Source organism: Edaphobacter acidisoli (assembly GCF_014642855.1).
GTDB classification, from domain to species: Bacteria; Acidobacteriota; Terriglobia; order Terriglobales; family Acidobacteriaceae; genus Edaphobacter; species Edaphobacter acidisoli.
In genome coordinates this window covers 77,622-98,406 of the sequence record NZ_BMJB01000004.1, presented here as the reverse complement: position 1 = coordinate 98,406, position 20,785 = coordinate 77,622, and the positions used below count along the sequence as shown (strand labels likewise).

The following is a 20,785-nucleotide window of genomic DNA, read 5'->3' as shown; positions in this document are numbered from 1 at the left end:
GTTTGATGCTCCCTCGGTCAACACTTTGATTCCCCCGGGGGTTCCGGCGGATTGGATCAATATGGGTACAGACTGAACCACAGGGCTCCCGCTTACAGATGCTGGTGTAGGGAAAACGAAGGCCACCTCGGCGATGGCGCTTCCGATTCCACAAGTGAGAAGCCATGCGATCGCCAAATATTTCCACACGCGTCCAAGCCAAAGCAGCGCTTCAGCGCAATCGGAAGAAACGCCAGAATTATACGGGGAGAGAAAGGGGTCTACGCAATCGTCTGTGTAGAGATTGCCAACAACACGTGTCGAATACCGATTAGGTCTCATTGAACTCGAGGCTCCTTCGTCATAGCAACCTATCGGCATCTGATGACTTTGGTTTAGGATCTTCGAAGTGAGTTGATCAGCATTTTAATGCGTCCCGTCTTGGAACGGCCCGACAACCATTCTAGAGAATGGTCAATGCGATACTTGTTTCCGAGCCTGTCGGTGTATGAACTAGACTTGACGGCTCGCTGGGCCAAATGCGAAAGCATATATAGCCTGATGTCACAGCCTCTGGCTACGCCGGGGCTTACTACAGCGTAAAGGCGATAATCTCATTTTGGGCCCCGAACATTCCAAGTTGACGACACAACGCGGCAGTGGAAAGACGCCTCACCGTTGACCGTAAAAGCAATTCGCCATCAGACCGCTTTGCCTATCCAAGCATCCTGCGAGCATCAGGAATACACGCATCTAATCGTCGTTCTTCAGGAGGAGAAGTCGCACCGGCTAGTCGAGAATCATAGTGAACAAAGAGTGCCTTCACGAGTGGCTCAAGTTCCGTAACTGGAACACTTCTTATCTTTTATTAACCTCTCGGATCCTGGTTGAGAACAGGATCGTGCAGCGTAGATGATCCCTCATTATGGCAATGCGGAACATCCTATGTTCAATGCCACGCTAACTTCCGGCACAGACCGATCACTTTAGCCTCAGCGCTCATGCTCTCCAATGTGTTTTAGGTACCACCTGCGTTACTCTCGGCAAAGCAACCACATTTGATTACCATCGTCCGGGATTCAATCAGTCAACCGAACCGCAATTTCTTAGAAACTCCAAACAACTCCACCATCTGGATAGATGCCCATCTGCGTCAGCTCATAAGGTCCGCACGAATAACATTGCGGAAGTAACACATATTGATAATAGTTCTTTCGATTTAGCAGATTGTCAACGCCACCGTAGATCTTTAGATTATTCTCCCAGAGCGGAATGTTGATCTCGTAGTGGACATCAACTCGCTCGTACTTGCTGCCGTACAGGGAGTTAATATTGGCAAGATCGTAGATCTCACGCTGCTGTAGTTCGGATTCGTTTTGCAAAAATGGCGTATATGGTGTTCCTGAGTGATAGCTATATCGTCCAGTCAGTGTTTGCCGCCGACTAATTCGAAACGTCCCAGTAACGTTTGCAAGTGTCCTTTCTTCATAGTTGCCAAGACGAAAAATACCATCTAGCGCTTTAAGTAGAGCCGCTTGTTCCGTGAGGTTTGCCTGGGCAGAGACGCGCCTCTTTGGGTTCGTGGTTATACTCATTTGACCTTCTGAGATCTTGTTTTCACCTAGGCTCACCATCGGCATATACAAGTTCGGAAGCCCAAAGGGATCGACGATATCAGCTAGACTGAGTGATGGGAACTGGGTGGAAACTGGATACTTCGTATATTTACGTGTGTAGAAGGTGAAACCCAACTGATCCCCAAAATCGTCGGAGAAGATCATTCCAAACTCACTCTGGACATCTCTGACCGGTTTAAGCGCAATATTTTGAGCGATGCCGAGCATCGTGGGAAGAGAGGGCATCTGACTATAGCTCGCTACACCTCCAAACAGTGAAAAGTGTTCGTCAGCACGGAGTCTGATATCTGCCCGAGGCATCCAAGCAGACGAATCGTTAATCCCCCAATGCTCATAGCGTATCCCTCCTCGTATCTGGATTGCATTGAACCAGTTTGCTCCGCCCTCCCCGTAAGCCGCATAGTTTCTCGGCAACATGGATACCGAGACATTGGAGTTATCGACAGGCGCAGGATTGAGACTATAGGGGCTTGGATAGCCAGATGCTTGGTTGATAATGTAGTTGATTGCATGTATGTTCGCGGTTGCTCCTGCCTGAAAGTTATAGGACCCATATTGGCGATAAACATCATACCGCGCTGTCACAGGAATCTCATTCAAGCGATCGCTGTACACAGAACCTCTTTGATGGTAGGCATCGGTCTGTAATGTATTGGTGGTTACGCTGGAATAGTTTAATTGCAAATCATTTCCACCGGCTGGAACAGTATGGCGCCAAGTCACTGCGCCTGTGCTGCGCCTACCTCGATAATCTGTGTTCACAAGCCCAGGATCTTGAGAGTCGAGCGTGTTCGGTTGAATATTCAAGCTATCGTTAGAGAGCAGGAATAGCGATTTGATGCTGTCATGTTCTGTCAGGGTAACCGTTGCCGTCGAAAGCAAATTCTCGTATTTAGGGACCCCATCAATTCCGATATCATTTGTGAAGTAGTTCAGGATGCTATGCCGGAACTGGGTCATCGTTTCGATCCTGCTCCCTATTGGCTGCTCCAACACAAATCCTGTGCCGGCGTATCCCATAGAAACTTCTCCATGTCTCTGAGTGTCCTCGGGAGCTACAGTATTGATATCTAGGACGGAGGACAGTGTTCCAGAATATTCGGAACCGTAGAGTTGATCATGAAATCTGATTGACGACACCGCATCAGTGTCGACGATCGAAACAAACCCTCCAGAAGATACGGCCGTACTGATATTGTTAATATTGGGGATTTCGACCCCATCAATTACGTACAGGTTCTCTGTGTCGTTTCCGCCATGAACTAGATAGGTGTTACGGGAATCGTTGGTGAAGACCACTCCCGGCAACGTCTGCAGGAAACGGGGTATGTCGTTGTATGCCCCTGCCGTCACTTTGATGTCATTACTCTTGATCAAACGGCTTAACCCATCATCAGGGTTGATCTGAGGCTTGCTGTCTTCGGTCACGACCTCTACTTGCTGTAAAAGCATCAACTTCGATTGCGGCATAGGTGGAACGGATGTAGGAGATCCGTTCCCACTGAACTCTGGGAGATCAGGAGGAAGTGATGATGCAGAGCTGACTTTAGCAACTAATGCTTTAGAGGATGACTGTGCCAGTAAATTAGCTGATCCGCTCAGAGTGGTTATCATAATTCCAAGCGTTATCAATTCGAATACAGCGCCCTCATGTCTCTTCACCGGAAGCCTCCCAAGCACTTTTTGCTTGGAAGTTAAATCGGCAATAATGTCAAGTTCGTGAGACGTGGGAGATGGATTAATCGTGCGTGCTGCGAAATACAATTGTCAGATGCGTGCCCCTCATGAGCCAATGTCAAGCAAAAATGTATGCTTCATCTTGTTGCTCATCCCTCCAAGAATGATGCGCAAGGAGTTTGCTGTGCGGCCTTGTCTTCCGATGAGCTTGCCTATATCGCCTGGAGCGACAGTGATACGCAAGAGTGTCCCATGATCGTGCTTTACAGCTTCGACGATTACCGCTTGAGAATCATCCACTAAACTCTGCGCGATGCGGGCGACCAAGGATTGAATATGCTCGGGACCTGTCATTGCTTAGATTGTAATTCTCTGGCTTCACCATACAAATGAGCGGCTTTTTCTTGGTGCGATGGAATCTCACGGAAAAGAGGCCCTTCAGGATCGTGATCATGCAGGCTCCGCGTGGACCAACATAATCCAGCATTTCCTACGGACTATGCAACTACATGGTGAATCTCGTGGTCAGAACCGCAACCGCTGATCAGTGGGTTCATTGTCCTATAATCACTATCAACAGTCGGCAGAAGCTGGTAAATGGGTGAATAGAAGCGATGGTGTGCGAGGATCCAGCTCAATAGCTCGAACCCAATCGAGGTCATCGAATCCAAATGCGCAGACGCCTCGTGATAATCCACTACTTGTGGAGCAAGCGCGCTATTGCTATTATTGACCACAGCCCGGATCTGGGCGTCCAGTTGATGTGCGCCACAAATGCCACATGGATCGCATAGAAACCCATTGCGAGCAATGTCCAAAGGGCAATGGAAATCAGAAGGCCATTGATTGCCCCAGTGACAAATTTCGCACCAGAATCAGCCAACGCCTGTTGCGCATGAATTCTCCGAATCATTGGACTCGTCTCCTGCTTCTTTATCGGCATATCGGAGGAAGGCTTTATCCAAAGCAAGTCACCAAGCACAGCCACGCCGCCTGGGCCAAGGCCCTGAAGGTGCCCTCCGAGATCGAGCACGAGTGGCTCGCCGAGCTTGGTCCCAGGGATTTCTCTCAACTTCATAGAACTGCTTTTTCGCGTTTGCGAGAGCCCGTTGATCCGTCAGCCACCCGCCTGCTCAGCGAAGCGATCAGTCGCCGCCTCGTGAATGACAGTCATAAGGGCAGTTGGAGGTCAACTGGAGGTATCAGGGCTTACCGTAAATCCACGGCCGGCCGAGAGAAGAGACAACCGAACCGATCATTGACGGGCTTCTCCAGATTCTGCTTGCAGCCCAGATACCTCTCGGTGGTCAGCACGGACACGTGGCCAAGCAGGAATTGAATCTGTTCCAACTCCCTAAAACGAACCGGAATTCATACAGATCATGATTGAGGAATCGTGAAACAAGAAATCGCAAACAGCGCCGCATTCAAGCCACAGTACCCAGCCCCGAATTTAAAAGCAATTCCAGATGCGAGAACCTTAAAACCACTGACCAAAGCCGTCTTGGCTTTTGGTGTGGAGGACACCCATGCTGGTTGCCGTTCGTGTCGCGTTAATAATCGCGAACCGTCAGCGTGGGTCCATCTGCGGGTCCAATTTGGGTCCAATAAGTGTTTCGTCGGATTCTTTTCCGCTCTTTTTGCGCTTTGTCTTGTGCTTCTAAGTTACTCAAATTGTGTCAAAACGAGGATTGGGGTGGGTGAGGTCGCTAGTTCGAATCTAGTCGTCCCGACCATTCTTCAGATTTGCCCTTTTGACGATCTGCTCAGGCTGTACTTCTTCGTTCTCCCCATACCATGCTCCTTCCGTACCAGTTGTCTCACTCCCGTTGGTACAGAATTTGCTGGGCACTCCAATGCTTACTACCTGGAGCGGAAGACGATGCCAGCGCCGAGCAGAAGATTGTTTTGCACATTCGAGCCGGAGTTAGGCAGTTGCGTACGCAACCAGCTGGCTTCGATCACGCGCAGCGCAAGATGACGCCTAATGCTCAAATCGACGCCACCGCCCAGATTGACCGCCAAGCCACTGGCCGAAGTGATCGATTCTCCCGGTGCCGGAAACAGCCCATGGAAGCCATGCGCTTCACCTACAAGCCCTTGCGCAAAGATCGCCACACTGCGTGACGATTGTCTTCGCGGAACCCACGTATAGCGCGGTCCGAAGGTCGCTGCAACCAAGTTCACCGGAACACCATGCCCGGCATTAGCCGTGTGCAATCCGGTGACGTTCGCGACTGCGCCGAAGCCGTCGGCGAGCGTGCCGGCAACCTCGGCCCCTCCGCCTTGCGTCCAGAAGCTGCTTGAGCCGGCCCCCCCTCCTGCATGCATCGCGTTGTAGCTTACCGACGCGCTGATGACGCCGTTCGCCGACGCAGGCTTGCTCTGTGCTCCCGCTCCAACCGCCACGCCAAGCAGCGATACCACGACTAATCCAGTCCAGATCTTCACCCTTCCATCCACTCCTTTTTAAAAATCCCTTGCAGTGACAGCCGTCCGCGAGTTGGGCTTCAGCCGTGCTGCTCATGGTTCTACTCGACGATCAGCGTTGCCGTCGCAGAGTGTTGCGCCTGCCCGCTGGCAGCGGTCACGGTCACGGCATAGCTCTGCTGCGGCTGCGTGAAAAAGCCATCCCCTGCACCGCAGCCCGTCAGCGTGGTAAGTGCAGCCGCGCCGCCCAACACCATGAAGAGCACGCAGACCAGCCGCATCCGTCCTCGTCGTCGCAGGCCCAGCATCGGCACCACCAGCAGCGCAAGCAGATAGCCTCTGCCATGGCCCTCCACCTTCGCCGTCGCAGCAGCGGTCTGGATTGTCATCGTCACCGTCTGCCTTCCTCCATTGGCCGCGATGCTCTGCGGCGAGAACGTCGCCGTCGCTCCGGCCGGAAGCCCCGTCACGCTGAAGCTCACCGCCGCCGGATAGCTGCCGTACAGAGGAGCAATCTGGAAGCTGTAGCTTGCCGTGCCTCCAGGAGCCACCGTCTGGCTGCCTATTCCACTCAGTCCCAACGTGAAGTCGAGCGGCGTAATCACCACCCCAGACGCGAGGCTCGCATTCGAGCCGGTAAAGTTCGCATCCCCGCTATAGACCGCAGCCAGCGTATGGGTTCCCGACACCAGCGCGGTGGTCGAGTACACAGCCACCCCTCCGCTCAGCGTCGCCGCGCCCAACTGCGTCGTGCCGTCAAAGAACGTCACCGCACCGCTCGGCGTTCCTGTACTATTCGCACTTGCATCCTTCACCGTAGCTGTCAGCGTTACAGGCTGTCCTGGCGCAGCCGAGCTGGCGCCCGCCGTCAGCACAGTGGCAGACGACGCCTGCGTAATGGTCAACGTGCCGTTCGTCGCACTCACCGTGTAGTCGCTCAAGTTCGCACCCGTCACACTGGGGACAATCGCGTAGCTGCCAATACCCGAGCTCTGCGTCGCCGTGGTCGTGTAGCTCTCCGTAAACGTGTCGCCATTCGCCGCACCCGTCACCGCACCTGTAAAGACAGGATTCCCCGCCCCATACACCCGGCTCGCATTATTCGCTACCACCAACAACTCGCCACCGGTCACATTAAGAGCGACAGCCACCGGCTGCGGCGTCGCATAGTCCGTCGTGTCCGTCGGAATGAAGCTAACCGAAAGCGTGTGTGAACCGGCCGACAACACTGTGCCTGCGGCAGGACTGTAGTTGAACGCGCCCGCCACCGCCGCACCGTTGTAGCTTGCCGTCGCATTCAACTGCGCCGCACTCAGCGCCGTCCCGTAGCTGATCGATGTCGGCGCAGACCAGGTCACCGTAGGCATAGCTTGCGTCACCGTAACTGTGACCGTTCCGGTGACTGCGTAGTAATCCGTCGTGTTCGCAGGCGTAAAGGTGACAGACTCCGTCTGCGTGCCCGCCACCGGCGCAGTTGTCGGCGTTGTCCACGCGAAGCTGCCCGCCACCGTGCCTCCGTTGTACGATACAGACCCGCCGGAGAGTGTCGACGAAACCAGCGTCTGACCGTACGCAATCGCGCTCGCCGTGGGCCAGGTATTCACCGTCGGTGTCACCGCCGTATAGGTGAACTGGTCCGATGCGCCCGTTCCGCTCGTTCCCTGCGCCGTCGTCACCACTATGTCCACCGTACTCGCGCTCGTCGACACAGGAGATACAGCTACGATCTGTGCCGCGCTCACCACCGTGAAGCTCGCTGCCGGTGTGCTGCCGAAGTTGATGCTCGTTGCTCCCGTGAAGTTCGTTCCCGTAATCGTTACCGCTGTTCCACCAGCAGCCGGGCCATTATCGGGGGCCACTGCAGTCACCGTCGGTAACAGAGACGTGACGCTCAGGTCAGCCCCAGAACCTGTAGTGATCGAATCAGATCCCACAAGATTGAGCGTCGCGCCCAACGTATAGCTGCCTCCCGCAGTGGCCTTCAGGGAGCCAAAGGTCGCACCGGTCCCGGTCACAGTCGTCACCGGCCCAAGTCCCGTCACATTGCTCGCGGTCCCGCTGGTTACGCTCAGCATTACTGGCACGCCGCCTAGGTTTTGCCCGTTCTCCGTAACACTCACCACCGGAACCGCAGGCGAGCTGACCGCCGAGCCTTGCAGTGCCGTAAAGGTTGTGTCGTTGAACTGTATGGACTGGTAGTTGGTCTGCACCGCGCCCATGTCAACACAGGGTGTGCTCGAAGAATAACCGGTATAGGTAGTGTTCGTACGCGGGAAGCCGCGCTGGTCAGTGGCACCCGCAGGAATGCCGCTCGTGAGGCCTGCGCAAATCGCCGGACTGCCGGGCAGCGGAATCATCGTCAGCGTCGGCCCGCCGTAGTCGCCAAGAGGAGCGAGATTGACGCTGCTGACACCCACGATATTGCCGTTCGTGCCGTTCGTCGGACAGCTTCCGCTTCCAACGACGCAGTCACCTCCGGAGTTGGCAGCGAGCACGCTATTGCTCATCGTCAACGTTCCGCTGCTGTAGAGACCATCGCCGCTGTTGTTAGCGACGATGCTGTTATTCATCGTCAGCGTGCCGTAATCCATAATGGCCCCTCCTCCGTCGCCGGAATTTCCGGAGAAAGTGCTATCGGAGACCGTCAGCGTAGCGCCAGTGTTAATAAAGACTGCGCCACCCGCGTAGGACGATAGAGCTGCGTTGCCGGAGAACGTGCTGTTCGATACGACCGCTGTTCCACCGGTGAGAGCAATGGCGCCCCCTGGCGCGGACGTGTTGCCCGCGAACGTGCTGCCCGTGATGGTCAGCGTCCCGGTGTTATAGATCGCGCCGCCTCCATTTCCGCCGCCGGTGACATAGCCACCCGCATAGTTGTTGTTGAAGGTGCAGTTGCTCACGGTGAGCGAGCCATTGTTCAGGATGCCGCCGCCCTGTGTGGCCACATATCCATTGGTGATAATCAGGTTCGCGATCGCCGCTCCTGTAACTCCACCGTTCACCGTGAAGATCGAGAAGTTGCTCCCTGAGCCACCACCCGAGACCGTCACCAGGTCTGTCAGCGTCGCACCGCTGCCACTCGTCAAACCCTCGATGGTCGTACTCGCGGGAACGATCAGCCCGCTCGAAAGCGTAATCGTGTTCTGGGCTGCAGTGTTCGTGGTCTTAAACACCGTGCTGTCAAACGTAATCTTCCCTCCGTTTGCATTCGAGGCCGCCAGTGCATCGCGCAACGTGCAGCTCGTTCCTCCGCCGCCCACCGGACAGTCACCCGCAACACCCAGTGCATCGTCCAACGTTGTCTCCACCACGAAGGAAGGAATGGGGTAAGGCAGAGCATTGGCAATCGGGCCTTTTGTGCTCGAGCCGTCAACCGTTCCCGCGTAGTTGAAAACTGGCGTCGCGTCGGCGCCTCCATTGCCCGCGCCGCTTCCACCTATTCCGCCGGTCGCGCTGGCGCCCTGGCTGTTGCTGTTCTCGATAATGAGAGTGCCCTGATTGACAAAGATATCCGGACCACCGGCCGCGCCACCACCGCTACTGCCAGGAGCTATTGAACCATTCCCTCCCTTGAGCGCTCCTGCGAGTACACCGCCCACGCCAGCTGTGCCACCGGCGGTGGAACCTCCGCCACCACCGCCGGCCCCGCCGTTACCGCCCAACTCTTCGCCACCGCCACCGCCGCCTCCGAAGCCTCCAATGCCGGCGAATGTAATGGCTGCGCCACCGCCACCGCCGAAGCCTCCATTGCCTCCCTGCGAGGCGCCGATTCCCCCTGTCGCATTCGTTCCGTATCCAGCTCCACCCGGGCCGCCGAGAGAAGATACATTTCCGTTGGAGTCGCTGCCGCCTCCGCCACCCTCACCTCCCGCAGATCCATTGAGGCCGACGGCGTCACCAGCGGCGCCTGCACCGAGCACGCCACCACCGCCTCCGTCGGTATAGGTGGAGGAGGAGATGATTCCGCCGTTGCCCCCGTTCCCGCCCAAACCACCTCCGCCGCCAGAGCCCATGTTGGACGAGGCCGCACATCCGTTCCCGCCCACCGCACTGTCATCTTCGAAGAGCACATTGCTCACCGTCACGGTAGCCGCTGCTGTGACTCCATTCACAAACAAGCCGCCTCCCAGCCCAGCTCCGCCACCACCGCAGGCAAGACCTCCGCCGCCATTGCCACCATGGGCCTGGCCATTGCGGATGACTAAGTTCTCAAGCATCACCGTACCGATATCGACAAAGAAGACGCGATACTGGCTGTTCCCATCGATGATGGTGTTGCCCAGCAGGCCGCCATCGATGGTTAAATTGGACATAATTGGGGGCAAGGGGCCATTCAGCGTAACGACACAAGGGCTTCCACAATTGAACACAATTGTGTCGCCAGATGCTGAACTGAGAATCGCGTGGCGCAAATCACCTGCCTGACCGGGACCGTCGCCGGGATAGGTGGTCGTAGCCGCGGCATCCGTGCTCGCAGTCACCGTGAATGTAGTTGCATGGGCCAGAGGTGCGCCACACAGCACAGCCAGAATCGGCAGCCACGCCAGACGCCGCGCGCGCAATCGCCAGCCAGGATTGCGCCCGCGCTTCCATGCGCCTTGCAATGCTTGATGAACCGAACAGAATGACGAAGCAAACCAACCAAAGCAGAAACAGGGAGTCATCGTAAATTCCCAAAATCAGGGCGCAATGCGCCGCATGGAGTCAACACAGATCGAAAGTCAAGCCACCGAACAGCGGTGGAAAATCCGGCCGCCGCGTCATACGTCTACCGGGCGCGCCACCCACGCGCAAGCTATTGTAGCAACTGAATTAAGCGATGATGCAATTTTTTGCATGCCCACCTGCCCAAGGAGCTTACGTCGCCAATATCCAGCTTGATGGCTATCGCCTGATGGTGGCCCTACCATGCCTATTTCCCATCGTCAGCCACAAAATGAGCAACCGCCGCAGTGCCCGGACGCAGGTCTTCGCTCGTATGCACTGCCACTTCATCTCCCGCATTAAGCTGGCCGAAGACCTCGGTCAGGCGTCCCACCGTCCCACCGGTCTTAACGCTCACCTGTTCAATCTTGCCACCGCGGATACATAGTACATAGCTCTGCTCCATATTGCGGGCCACGGCTGTTTGCGGAACAAATAGCGTCTGCTCAGGCCGATGCACGGGCCAGCGCACATCAGGGAACATTCCTGAATGGAGCTCGCCGCCGCGGTTCCACACGTCCATCTCTACTGGCATGGTGCGCGTCGTCGCATCCACCGAGTCCGCCGGCCGCGCAACTACCCCTGTGAAAGTACGGCCCGGGAAAGCAGGCACAGTAAAGCTGACCTTCTCCCCTCGCTTTACCCCAGCTACATAAATCTCCGGGACGGCCACTACCAGACGTAGATGCGCGATCTGTTCGATGCGCAACATCGACTGCTCTGTTCCGGAACCTCCGCCGGGACCCACCAGCGCGCCGGGATGAACATTCCGTTTCGTCACAACACCATCAAATGGCGCGATGATACGCAGGTAGCTCTCCATTTCAAGCGCAGAGCGCAGATTGGCGCGGGCGGCTTCCACCGTATTGCGCAAGGCGACCACTCGCGCGCGGTCGCCCTCGGCTGTCCTCTGCGCAACATCCAGCTCCTCATCGGAGATGACACCGGGGGTCTTCGCAGCATCCTTGAGCCGTTCATATGTGCTCTCGTCGGCGGAGAGCTTGGCCTCGCTCGCCAGGCGCTGGTTCTCGGCGCTGAACACCTTGGCCTGTGCCTCGGCTTTCTGGGCCACAATCTCGGGAGCTTCCAGAACCGCAACAAGCTGGCCCTGTTTTACAACCGACCCACGGTCCACACCAATCCATTTCAGGTACCCGCTCACACGCGGAAAGATGCGTACCTCCTCATACGGCTGCAACTCACCCGGCAGGTTGATCTCCATATTCAGGCGCTTCGAAATGACACGCACCGTGTCCACTTGCACCGGTTGCGTAACCTTGGAGACTGCTGCGGCCGAAGCTGGGGGGCCGCTCATCCGCGAGTCGCACCCGCTAAGAGCCAGTCCGGTCGCAATGGCTCCAGCCGCCAGCAGCATGCTCATCGCGGACCATCCAGGCATCCGTGGTGTATCGCGGTGAATCAAGTATTCTCCGTGCATGATGACTCTCCTAAAATCACAGCGATGCATAAGGGCTATGTTGATCGGTCACGTCCAGTGAGGCTGAGGCTTTCGACGCGCGCTCCTGCGCCGCTGAATATACCGCCGGCAGGATAAGCAGTGTTGCGATAGTCGAAGCCATCAGTCCGCCGATGACGGCACGTCCCAGCGGCGCCACCTGACGTCCTCCTTCGCTCAGCCCCAGAGCCATAGGGACCATCCCGGCAATCATGGCGATGCTGGTCATCACAATGGGGCGTAGTCTCGTCCCTCCGCCAAACACTGCCGCATCCACGGATGAGAAATCTCCCTGGCGCCGGTGCTCTTCAGCAAACGTCACCAACAGAATTGAGTTGGCCACGGAGACGCCGAGTGCCATGATCGCGCCCATGAACGATTGCAGGTTCAGCGTGGTGCCTGTCATGAGCAGCATCAGCGCCACGCCGCAGATCACCGCCGGAGCGGTTGAGACCGAAACCAGCGCCAGGCGCAGTGACTGGAAATTCGCCGCCAGTAACAGGTAAATGGCGACCACGGCAATCAACAAACCCAGCGTCAGATAATGCATCGTCTGCCGCAGGGGTGTAACCTGTCCGCGGATCTGCACCTCTACGCCACGCGGCGGAGCGCCAGCCCTCTGGAGCGCCTGCTCCACCTGGCTGGCCGCGCTGCCCAGATCTTCACCCACAGCATTTGCCGTGAGTGAGATCATCCTCTGCATGTCATATCGGTCAAATTCACCTGTGACCTGCCCATACGAGAGATTTGCAACATCTCCCACGTTGGGATGGTTCGAGGACCCGCCATTCATCAGTGGGACATTGGCCAGATCATCAATCGACTTCATCTCGCCCTGCGGCACCTCGACCTGCACCTGGTAGCCGACACCAGTTGAGGGGTCCTGCCAGAAGTTGCGGGAAACAAACCTGCTCGACCACGTCGCTGTTTCGACCGACCGCGCAACATCTTCCACAGTCAGGCCAAGCTGCCCGGCGCGCACGCGGTCTATATCTACGTTCAGGCTGGGATACTCAAGCGGTTGGGCGTAGTGCAGGTCGCGCAGATGATCGAGCTTCCCCAGCTCTGCTCTCACCCGCTCCGCATAGGCGTGATCCGTAGACAGGTCGAACCCCTGTATAGCAACTTCAATAGGTGTCGGAGAACCAAAATCCATGATCTGGTCCACGATATCGGCGGACTCAAATGTCACAGCTGTTCCGGGAAAATCACGCGCCAGCACCGGCCGCAGTTCTTCCTCAAGCTGCTGGATGTGAATGCGCGCGCTCTTCCTGAGCTGAATACGCAGCACAGCCTCCTGGGGCCCGCTGGTCCACAGATACACCAGATTCACCGGATAGCTCGGCGCATAGGTGCCCACATATCCCAGGCTGATCTCTACATTCTCCGGTCCCGCTATGCGCTTGATCTCATCCAGTGTCTTCAGCGCGATCTGTTCTGTAACTTCAATGCGGGTTCCGGCCGGCGCGCGCAGACGAAGCTGGAACTGCGTCTCCGGAGCGTGCGGGAAAATCTCCCTCCCCAGTTTGGGTATGGCCAGTGCCAGAATCACTGCCGCGCCAACCAGGTAGATTGCAACAATTGTCTTGCGGCGTCCCAGCAAGCGTTGGACCAGATGCGTGTAGCGGTCACGGAAGTGGTCAAAACGGCTGCGTCCTGTACTCTCCTCCACACTGCGGTGCATGCTCCGGTTCAGCCAGATATACAGCACTGGAACAAACGTGCTCGAGAGCAGGTAAGAGGCAAGCATCGTAAAGCCTACCGCCAGCGAAAGCGGTATAAATAACGCACGCGTCACGCCGACCATCAGAAAGGACGGCACAAATACCGCAAGGATAGACAGCATTGCCAGCAGTCGTGGGATCATCGTCTCGCGCGTCCCATCCAACACCGCCTGGGGTATATTGTCCGTAATCTGGAGGTTGCGGTGAATGTTTTCGATTTCCACCATTGCCTCATCCACCAGAATGCCGACAGCCAGTGCAAGCCCGCTCAGCGTCATGATGTTGATCGTCTGACCGGCAAGCCATAGCCCCACGACTGCCGCGATCAGAGCAAACGGAATGGACGCAACCACAATGAACGAGCTCCGCCACTCGCGGAGAAACAGGAAGACCATTAGACCGGTCAACACCGCTCCAATCACGCCCTCCCAGATAAGTGAGGCCAGCGATCTGCGCACCCGTCCCGACTGGTCAAACTCATAACTCACCTGAACGTCCGGCGGCAGAACATTGGCAAAGCGGCCCATGCTGGCCTTTACTTCATTCACCACGTCCAGCGTGGATGCGTCAGCACGCTTAGTCACAGGTAGATAGACCGTGCGCCGCCCATTCACGAGCGCATAGCCCAGCGTAAGATCGCTGCCGTCTTCGACTGTGCCAATATCACGCACAAATACCGTTGGCCCAGAGCCGGTGCGGATAGGAAGATCGGCAAGGCTGCGAATGTCAGACACCACCCCATTCATCGGCGTAATGCGATCCAGGTCTCCCACCTTCACATCGCCCGAGGGTGCAATCACATTGCCCGAAAGCAGCGCCTTCACCACCTCTCCGGTCGACATCCTGTAACTGTTCAGCTTGTCGCGGTCAACTTTAATGACAATCGTGCGCGAGCTCCCGCCAAATGTTGCCGGCGAGGAAACACCTGGAAGCGTAGTAAACAGTGGACGCACCCGATTCAGTGCCAGGTCCTGCAGCTCATCCACACTATGTGTCTTGCTAAAAAACGTCACATAGCCCACCGGTACGCTGCCTGCATCAAACCGCAATACAAAAGGCGGTACAGTGCCTGCTGGCATGTAGGCGTGGGCACGCTCAATGTACGCAACAGTCTGTGAGAGCGCCTGGTTCATGTCTGTACCCGGACGAAACGACAGCTTCAGCAGCGCGAAGTTCTCCACCGACTTCGACTCCACGCTCTCCAGGCCAGAGATATAAAGAAAATTCGATTCGTAGTAATAGGTGAGATAGCCCTCCATCTGCGCCGGGCTCATACCGCCATACGGCTGAGCAACATAAATCACAGGCAGATTCAGGTTCGGGAAAATATCCACCGGCATCCGCGTCAGCGCCAGAACCGAACACAGCGCGACCGCGATCACCGCCACCAATACAGTAATGGGACGCCGCAAAGCTGCATGTACCAGCCACATAGTCAGTTCCCCCCATGACCAGGAGCAGGAGTAGGCGCAGGAGCCGCATTCCGTGCGGCATCCAGGAATGGCGTAAGATCGCCATCGGCTGCCGCTAGTCCTGCCAGCGCCCGCCAGATGCTCAAGCGCGCAAGTGAATCGTCCATCTCCGCCTGCGCCAGCAGGCTCTGCGCTTCAGCTACATCCACAATCGTCCCCAGACCCGCATGGAACCGCGCAACCGCCTGAGACTCGCTCTGCTGCGACGCCGTCAGCTCGACAGGAGTATTCTGTGCAACCCGTCGCGCTCCATCGAGCTGCGCCAGCGCCGTCTGCTGCTGGCTGGTCAGCGCCTGCATGGTCTGCGCATAGAGCGCCTCTTGCTGTCTGCGGTTGGCAACCTCAACCCTCTTGCGCTCGTGAATAGCAAAGATGCTCGTCAGATCAAGCTGTACGGTTAGACCAGCCTCCCAGTTGTAAACATCAAAGCCCAGCCCGTTCAGCCCCGGTTTCACATCGCCGTTCGATTCCTCGCCGCTGCCACGCGCCGAGATCAAACTCTCTGTCATAAAGTGTGGGTAGTAAGAATGATTCAGCGCAGTGATGCGTGCGTTTACCTCATCGATTTGCCGCTGCTGCAGAACTGCCGCTGGGTGCTCAGCCAAATTGGCCTGCGTCCAGGTCTGCTCCGGTGGGACCGTCAAAAACGGCCCAGGCGTGATCTGCACCGTGGTTCCCGCCAGCCCCAACACCTGCGCCAGTGCAATGCTTCCAACCTCGCTGTTCTGTTGCGCCTCTATAAGCCTCGTGCGCGACGCGGCCAACTCCGCATCGGCACGCGAAGCATCCGCACCAGGACGCAGGTGCGCATCCACCAGCGCGTGAACCGACTTGTCAAACACCTCGCGGCGGCTCACATCCGCAAGCGATGCATTGACACGCTGCTCATCAGCGAGCACGGCAAGCGACGCCTCTGCCACCGCAGTGGCAACCCCTAGTCGCGTCAGCTCCACCTGCGCCTGCATCCGGTTTGCCGTCGCCTGCGCCGAGCCAACCTGCGCGTGGCGATAGCCGAAGTCAAACGGCTCCCACGAAAGCAGGAGCCCCGCTCCCGATGTCCAGAAAGGACGGTTCGAGTGTGGCGTTACGCTTCCCTGCGTTCCTGTAAGAATGTTGGGGCTTTGCGGCAACAGCACACCAAGAACGCTCTCGCGTGAGCCACGGTCGCCCTGCCATACGCCGTCAAGCCGCGGCAGGTAGTTCGTCTCCATCACACCCACTCCGGCCCGTGCGGCGTTGTATTGCTCCAGTGCGGCGCGCACTGCGGGGTAATGGGCAAGCGCATAGTCTACTGCCTCCTGCACCGTGAACTGCCGCGCCTGCGTGGCTGCCACTGGCGTTCCAGCCTGCGCTCCAATTTGTGCACCCGCACCCGCGCATAGGAATGCCGCAATTACCGCTGCGGGGCCAATTAAATAAACCTTATTTCTGCTTTCGGTCAGCATCTCAGCCTCCAGCAAGTGGTTCGTCACGAACCGATGTACCTCGGGCGTACCTGTGGCCTCGCATTGAGGAAATCACCTCGTCGCCTGCCAGCCCGTAGAAACAGCTGCGCTATATGTGAGTAAACAGTGCATGCATCTCTCATAGAGACACAGACTGCATTCACTTACGAGCACACTTATGAATTGATATGAGACTGGCTCTGAACTTCAGAGAGGATCAACACGAAGGGGGTGAGCGCCCCGGCAATCGAATTGAGGCTAAGGAAGGAACGTCAACTGTGAATCCGCATAGAACGCCGGTTTCAGCCACAGTAGGGGCCGACCATGCTCTGGCAGCATCCAGCTCCGGCCGTCGCACACGACGATGCAACGATGAAGGCAGGCCGTCTTCAAGCTGATTTGCCCCCTGAAAGCTCTTCTTGCCGATCATCAGACGGTCGAAGTGCGCCAGGTACAAACCGCGAACCGGCGCCGCCATCCTGGAAGCCGACACACTGCGCCTCGATGCCCCGCGCGCCGAATGGTGCGGCACGGCCAGCATCAATGCCGTTACCAGCATCAACCAGAAAAATGGATTGACTTTTCGCAGGTATGAAAGCTCCCAGGGAGTTAGACGCTCATGGTACAGCATAGTTCACATTCACAGCACTCGAATTTGCGTCCAGTCAGCGCTCGAATCGATCGACTTCCAACACTGTTGCCGTTCATGTCGCATTGGTCGCAGCCATTTGTTCAGTGCTGCTAAATTATTCCAAATGTGTGAGGTTGAGGATTGGGGTGGGTGAGGTCGCTAGTTCGAATCTAGTCGTCCCGACCATTTACCTCAACAACTTAGCGAATAAGGAAGGCCCCAATAGGGCCAACTGTGGGGCCACAAAGGGCCATTACGCGGGAACGCTAGTTTGGACGTTCTGATTTTGTGTCCCCATGATTGGGCAGTAGAGCTGACACGCGTTGGCTCTATTCAAAACTAGGCTCTAATGGTACGACATCGATAAATAAGCGCGCTCCCCATAAGTAGCGCTGTACCTAACAGAATAATGCTGGATGGTTCAGGTGTGATATTCACGTTACCTTCACCGGAGCCGGGCAGGAGGCTGTCATTAAGGCCGATTTCGGCACTGTAGTTGCCGAAGGCGAGTGAGAGGTCACTGCCTACGTCATCCGGAAAGTAAAGACTGATGATGCTGGCTCCCGAGGAGCTGTCTACTGGAACGAAGAGATCGAAGCCTCCGCCATCCGCTACCGAGTAGAAGAGTATGCCCCCAGGCATGGAGTTGATGACCTCAGAGCCGTTGAGGTCGTAGGTGAAATTGGTGACTTGCGTGGATGGGTTGCTGGCGATGGGGTCGGGTAGATTGAAAGAAAAATACCAGCTTGCTCCGGCCACGCTGTATGCGGTTGTGGGAGTGGCCGCGTCCCAGGTGCCGGACCCGGAGACTGATACGGGGTCCGCACTCGCGATTGGCGCAATTGCGAGTGCGGCGAAGAGGCCGAAGAGAGCAATGATGATTCGTGCTTTGTTCATTTTCATTTGAAGGTTCCTTTCTCGTGTATATCCGCGTTGTGCTTCAGGCTGGTTCATGCGACTGGTTCAGGGCGACGAGTGATGCCGCTTTTATCGTCGGCCGCCGTAGATGTCGATGACGCCATTGGCGAAGGTGAAGGTGTAGTTCGCCGCTGCCAGTGTTCCCTGAGAGACGGTGATCGGGTAGGTGCCGAGTGGCGAAGTGCTGGTCGCTGTCGTGCTCAGGGCGGGTGATCCGGAGACAACACTTGATGTATCGCCGTTCACGTAGCCTGTGATGTTGGCTGTGAGTGCGGGCACTGGAGAGCCGTAGAGCATACTCGTATTCTGCGCAGCCAGGGTGAGCACTGCGGGCGCTACCGTGAAGCTTTGTACGACTGGAGTTGCCGCGGCAACGTATTTGCTGCCGGCCTGCGAAGCGGTCACAGTAACGACGCCAGCACCGGTGATGGTGAGGGTTTGGCCTTGAAGCGTAGGCGAGCCCGTCAGGATTGCAGGTCCAGTAACCGTGTAGGCGACAGGCAGGTTCGAGGTTGCCGCTGCCTGTAGATGAATCGGAGCGGTTCCGTAGACCACGTTCGAGATGGATGGGAAGCTGACGGTTTGCTGTGAGGCCTCTACGGTAAGCCGCGAATAGCCCTCATGCGACGTAGCGCCACTGGTCGCGATTACACCGAAGGGCCATTCTCCACCGGGAGTTGTGGGCAATGTGGCTGCGACAACACTGGAGACGCCTGTTCCGCTGCTGATTGCAATGACAGGTGGGTTGAAGGTGACGCTGGTGCCTGGCTCGAGCAACGGAGTATCGGGGCTGAGCGTGACATTGCCGGTGAAGCCGTTGAGTGGAGTGATGGTGACGGTGAAGCTTCCCGGGTTTCCTGCCGTGACTGTGCTGGTGCTGGAGAGCCCGATGGTGAAATCGGGAGCGGTGACGACAATCGAAAGACCCAGCGATTGAGTTCCGTTGCCGTTGCTTCCAGTGAGGGTGAAAAGGGAACTGCCGTTGATGCTGCCGGTCGCGGCAGTGACGGTCAGGGTTGCGGTGGTGCCTGAGCTGATTGATGCGTTGTCGAACGAGGCAGTGTCTCCTGAAGGAAGGCCGCTCACGCTGAGTGCGACCGGTGTGGTGGAGGTAGTCGACACGGTATAGGTGGCCGTACCGCCAGCAGAGACTGTCTGGGTGTTGGAAGCGACTGAGATGAGGTCTTGAGGATGGTTATAGACCCAGTGCTTGGAGTAGAGAATGCCCGCAGTCATGTAGGGGTTGTTGTGATAGTTGTTATGAACTCCGGCGCCGTATGCAGCAGGGGACCAGAAGAGCGTGTTGTATGGCGTCAGGAAGTAGAACTGCGGATAGAGATAGTCCTGCGTTGCGGTTCCGGCTGGAACTGGCGGCAAGCCGGCATCGATGGTCTTGTAGTACGCGGTGGTCTGGTTGGCGTTGTAAGCCGCAAAGTTGAAGAGAACGTATTCGATTGTGTTGGCGTAACGCTGCATGTCGGACTGCGTCGCGGAGGTATATGCGGGACCTGCCTCGAAGACGCGAGCGAGGCCCTGCATGTCGTAAGAAGCATGGCTGGAGCTTTCGCCGGTTACTTGCCCGAGGAGGTCGCCTTCGTTGCCGTAGCCCCAATCGTAGGCTGCCTGGCCGTATGCAGTGACGAGGTGCGCATTGGCAATGAAGGCGTCGGCTGAGGTTTTGACGATGTTGGTGTAGAAGGCCTGCAACGTGGGATTATCGCCAAGAATGGCATGGCATTGCGCGAGACGCAGATAATCGTTGGTCAGCAGGAACTGACGGTTCCATGCATCCATGTTCTCGTTGAATGCGACCCAGACGGCAGAGGTGGGTGGAACGATCTGGTAGGTGGTGGGGTTGATGAAGTATTTGGTGAAGTAGTTCTGCGTGGTGTACTCCATCATGTTGATGTAGGTCTGGGCGCGCTGAAGATAAGTGGTTCCGAAATGGTTAGGGTCGCCATCGGGGACTGTCTGGTTCCAGATGGAGGGCGTTTCGAGAATGTTGAGCGCGGTGAAGAGAATGTGACCTGCCGTATCTCCATTCTCCGAGCCGGCGTATCCGGCCTCGCTGCTGGTAGCGGCGTAGGTGACCCAGACGGGATCGACATTGCCGGTCCACATGACCTGGTGCGGTCCCATTGCCTGATCATTGCGCAGGAGGATGAACCGCTCGGACCAGGTGATGGCAAGATCCATGAGCTGCATCTGCTCGGTGGTCAGGTTCAGATCTCCGGCGATGCGGTACATGTAATTGAGCCCTTCAAGATTGGTGCCGGGCGTGCCGAAGGCGAGGTTGTCGCCGAGCGCATTGGTAGGGAGGGTTGCGTTTGTATTTGCGGGGTTGTTCATGAAGCTGATGTAGGTGTCGATTTCGTTCTGGTCGACCTCGCCTTGCAGAGAGTCGACGACGAGATTGGTCGCCTGCCCGAAGGCCCGATCAATATGTAGGAATGTGCAGAAGAGAAGGGCGACGAAGCCCAGATTTCGAATGGCTGCACCCCTACGCCAAATGTTTCGCATCAACGTCCTCCTGATTTCTGTTGCGGAAAAGCAAGCGGCTACCGATGTCTCGCATAGCTCACCTAGCGGGACCTCCGCTTCTAACCCACGTCATCCTTGCGAAGGAATGACCCGTGACAGAGCGGAAATTCACCATCTTGTTTGAACAGACAGCAAGATGGCAGATCGCGCGTTGTATTGTCAATGAAAATT

The 20,785-nt window shown here is 56.8% G+C and carries 10 protein-coding genes; all 10 read right to left on the bottom strand.

Features of this window, described 5'->3' with window-relative positions; all coding sequences use genetic code 11:
• Window positions 1-1,085: 1,085 nt before the first annotated feature.
• The 10 genes from IEX36_RS16870 to IEX36_RS16825 all read right to left on the bottom strand — a co-directional run bounded on the left by IEX36_RS16870 (window position 1,086) and on the right by IEX36_RS16825 (window position 20,593).
• A complete protein-coding gene (locus IEX36_RS16870; protein WP_188760747.1) occupies window positions 1,086-3,278 on the bottom strand; it encodes a TonB-dependent receptor plug domain-containing protein in 2,193 nt (730 codons plus the stop codon).
• A 120-nt stretch (window positions 3,279-3,398) separates the two neighbouring features.
• A complete protein-coding gene (locus IEX36_RS16865) occupies window positions 3,399-3,647 on the bottom strand; it encodes a KH domain-containing protein (protein ID WP_188760746.1) in 249 nt (82 codons plus the stop codon).
• Window positions 3,648-3,990: 343 nt separating this feature from the next.
• On the bottom strand, window positions 3,991-4,371 hold the full coding sequence (locus IEX36_RS16860; RefSeq protein ID WP_188760745.1) for a hypothetical protein: 381 nt from the start codon (window positions 4,369-4,371) through the stop codon (window positions 3,991-3,993).
• Window positions 4,372-5,156: 785 nt separating this feature from the next.
• Entirely contained in the window at window positions 5,157-5,744 is a 588-nt protein-coding gene (locus IEX36_RS16855) for a hypothetical protein (RefSeq protein ID WP_188760744.1), read from the bottom strand.
• A gap of 80 nt (window positions 5,745-5,824) precedes the next feature.
• Window positions 5,825-10,387, bottom strand: coding sequence for a beta strand repeat-containing protein (locus IEX36_RS17635; RefSeq protein ID WP_188760743.1), 4,563 nt, complete (start codon window positions 10,385-10,387; stop codon window positions 5,825-5,827).
• A 248-nt stretch (window positions 10,388-10,635) separates the two neighbouring features.
• Window positions 10,636-11,865, bottom strand: a complete 1,230-nt coding sequence (locus tag IEX36_RS16845) for an efflux RND transporter periplasmic adaptor subunit (protein WP_188760742.1) — start codon at window positions 11,863-11,865, stop codon at window positions 10,636-10,638.
• Window positions 11,866-11,881: 16 nt separating this feature from the next.
• Window positions 11,882-15,040, bottom strand: a complete 3,159-nt coding sequence (locus IEX36_RS16840) for an efflux RND transporter permease subunit (RefSeq protein ID WP_188760741.1) — start codon at window positions 15,038-15,040, stop codon at window positions 11,882-11,884.
• Window positions 15,041-15,042: 2 nt separating this feature from the next.
• Entirely contained in the window at window positions 15,043-16,551 is a 1,509-nt protein-coding gene (locus IEX36_RS16835; protein ID WP_188760740.1) for a TolC family protein, read from the bottom strand.
• A gap of 943 nt (window positions 16,552-17,494) precedes the next feature.
• Window positions 17,495-18,052 (bottom strand): PEP-CTERM sorting domain-containing protein, encoded by a 558-nt coding sequence (locus tag IEX36_RS16830; protein ID WP_188760739.1) that lies wholly within the window; start codon window positions 18,050-18,052, stop codon window positions 17,495-17,497.
• A 90-nt stretch (window positions 18,053-18,142) separates the two neighbouring features.
• Window positions 18,143-20,593: an MBG domain-containing protein gene (locus tag IEX36_RS16825; RefSeq protein ID WP_188760738.1), complete on the bottom strand. Its 2,451-nt coding sequence runs from the start codon at window positions 20,591-20,593 to the stop codon at window positions 18,143-18,145.
• Window positions 20,594-20,785: the final 192 nt, after the last annotated feature.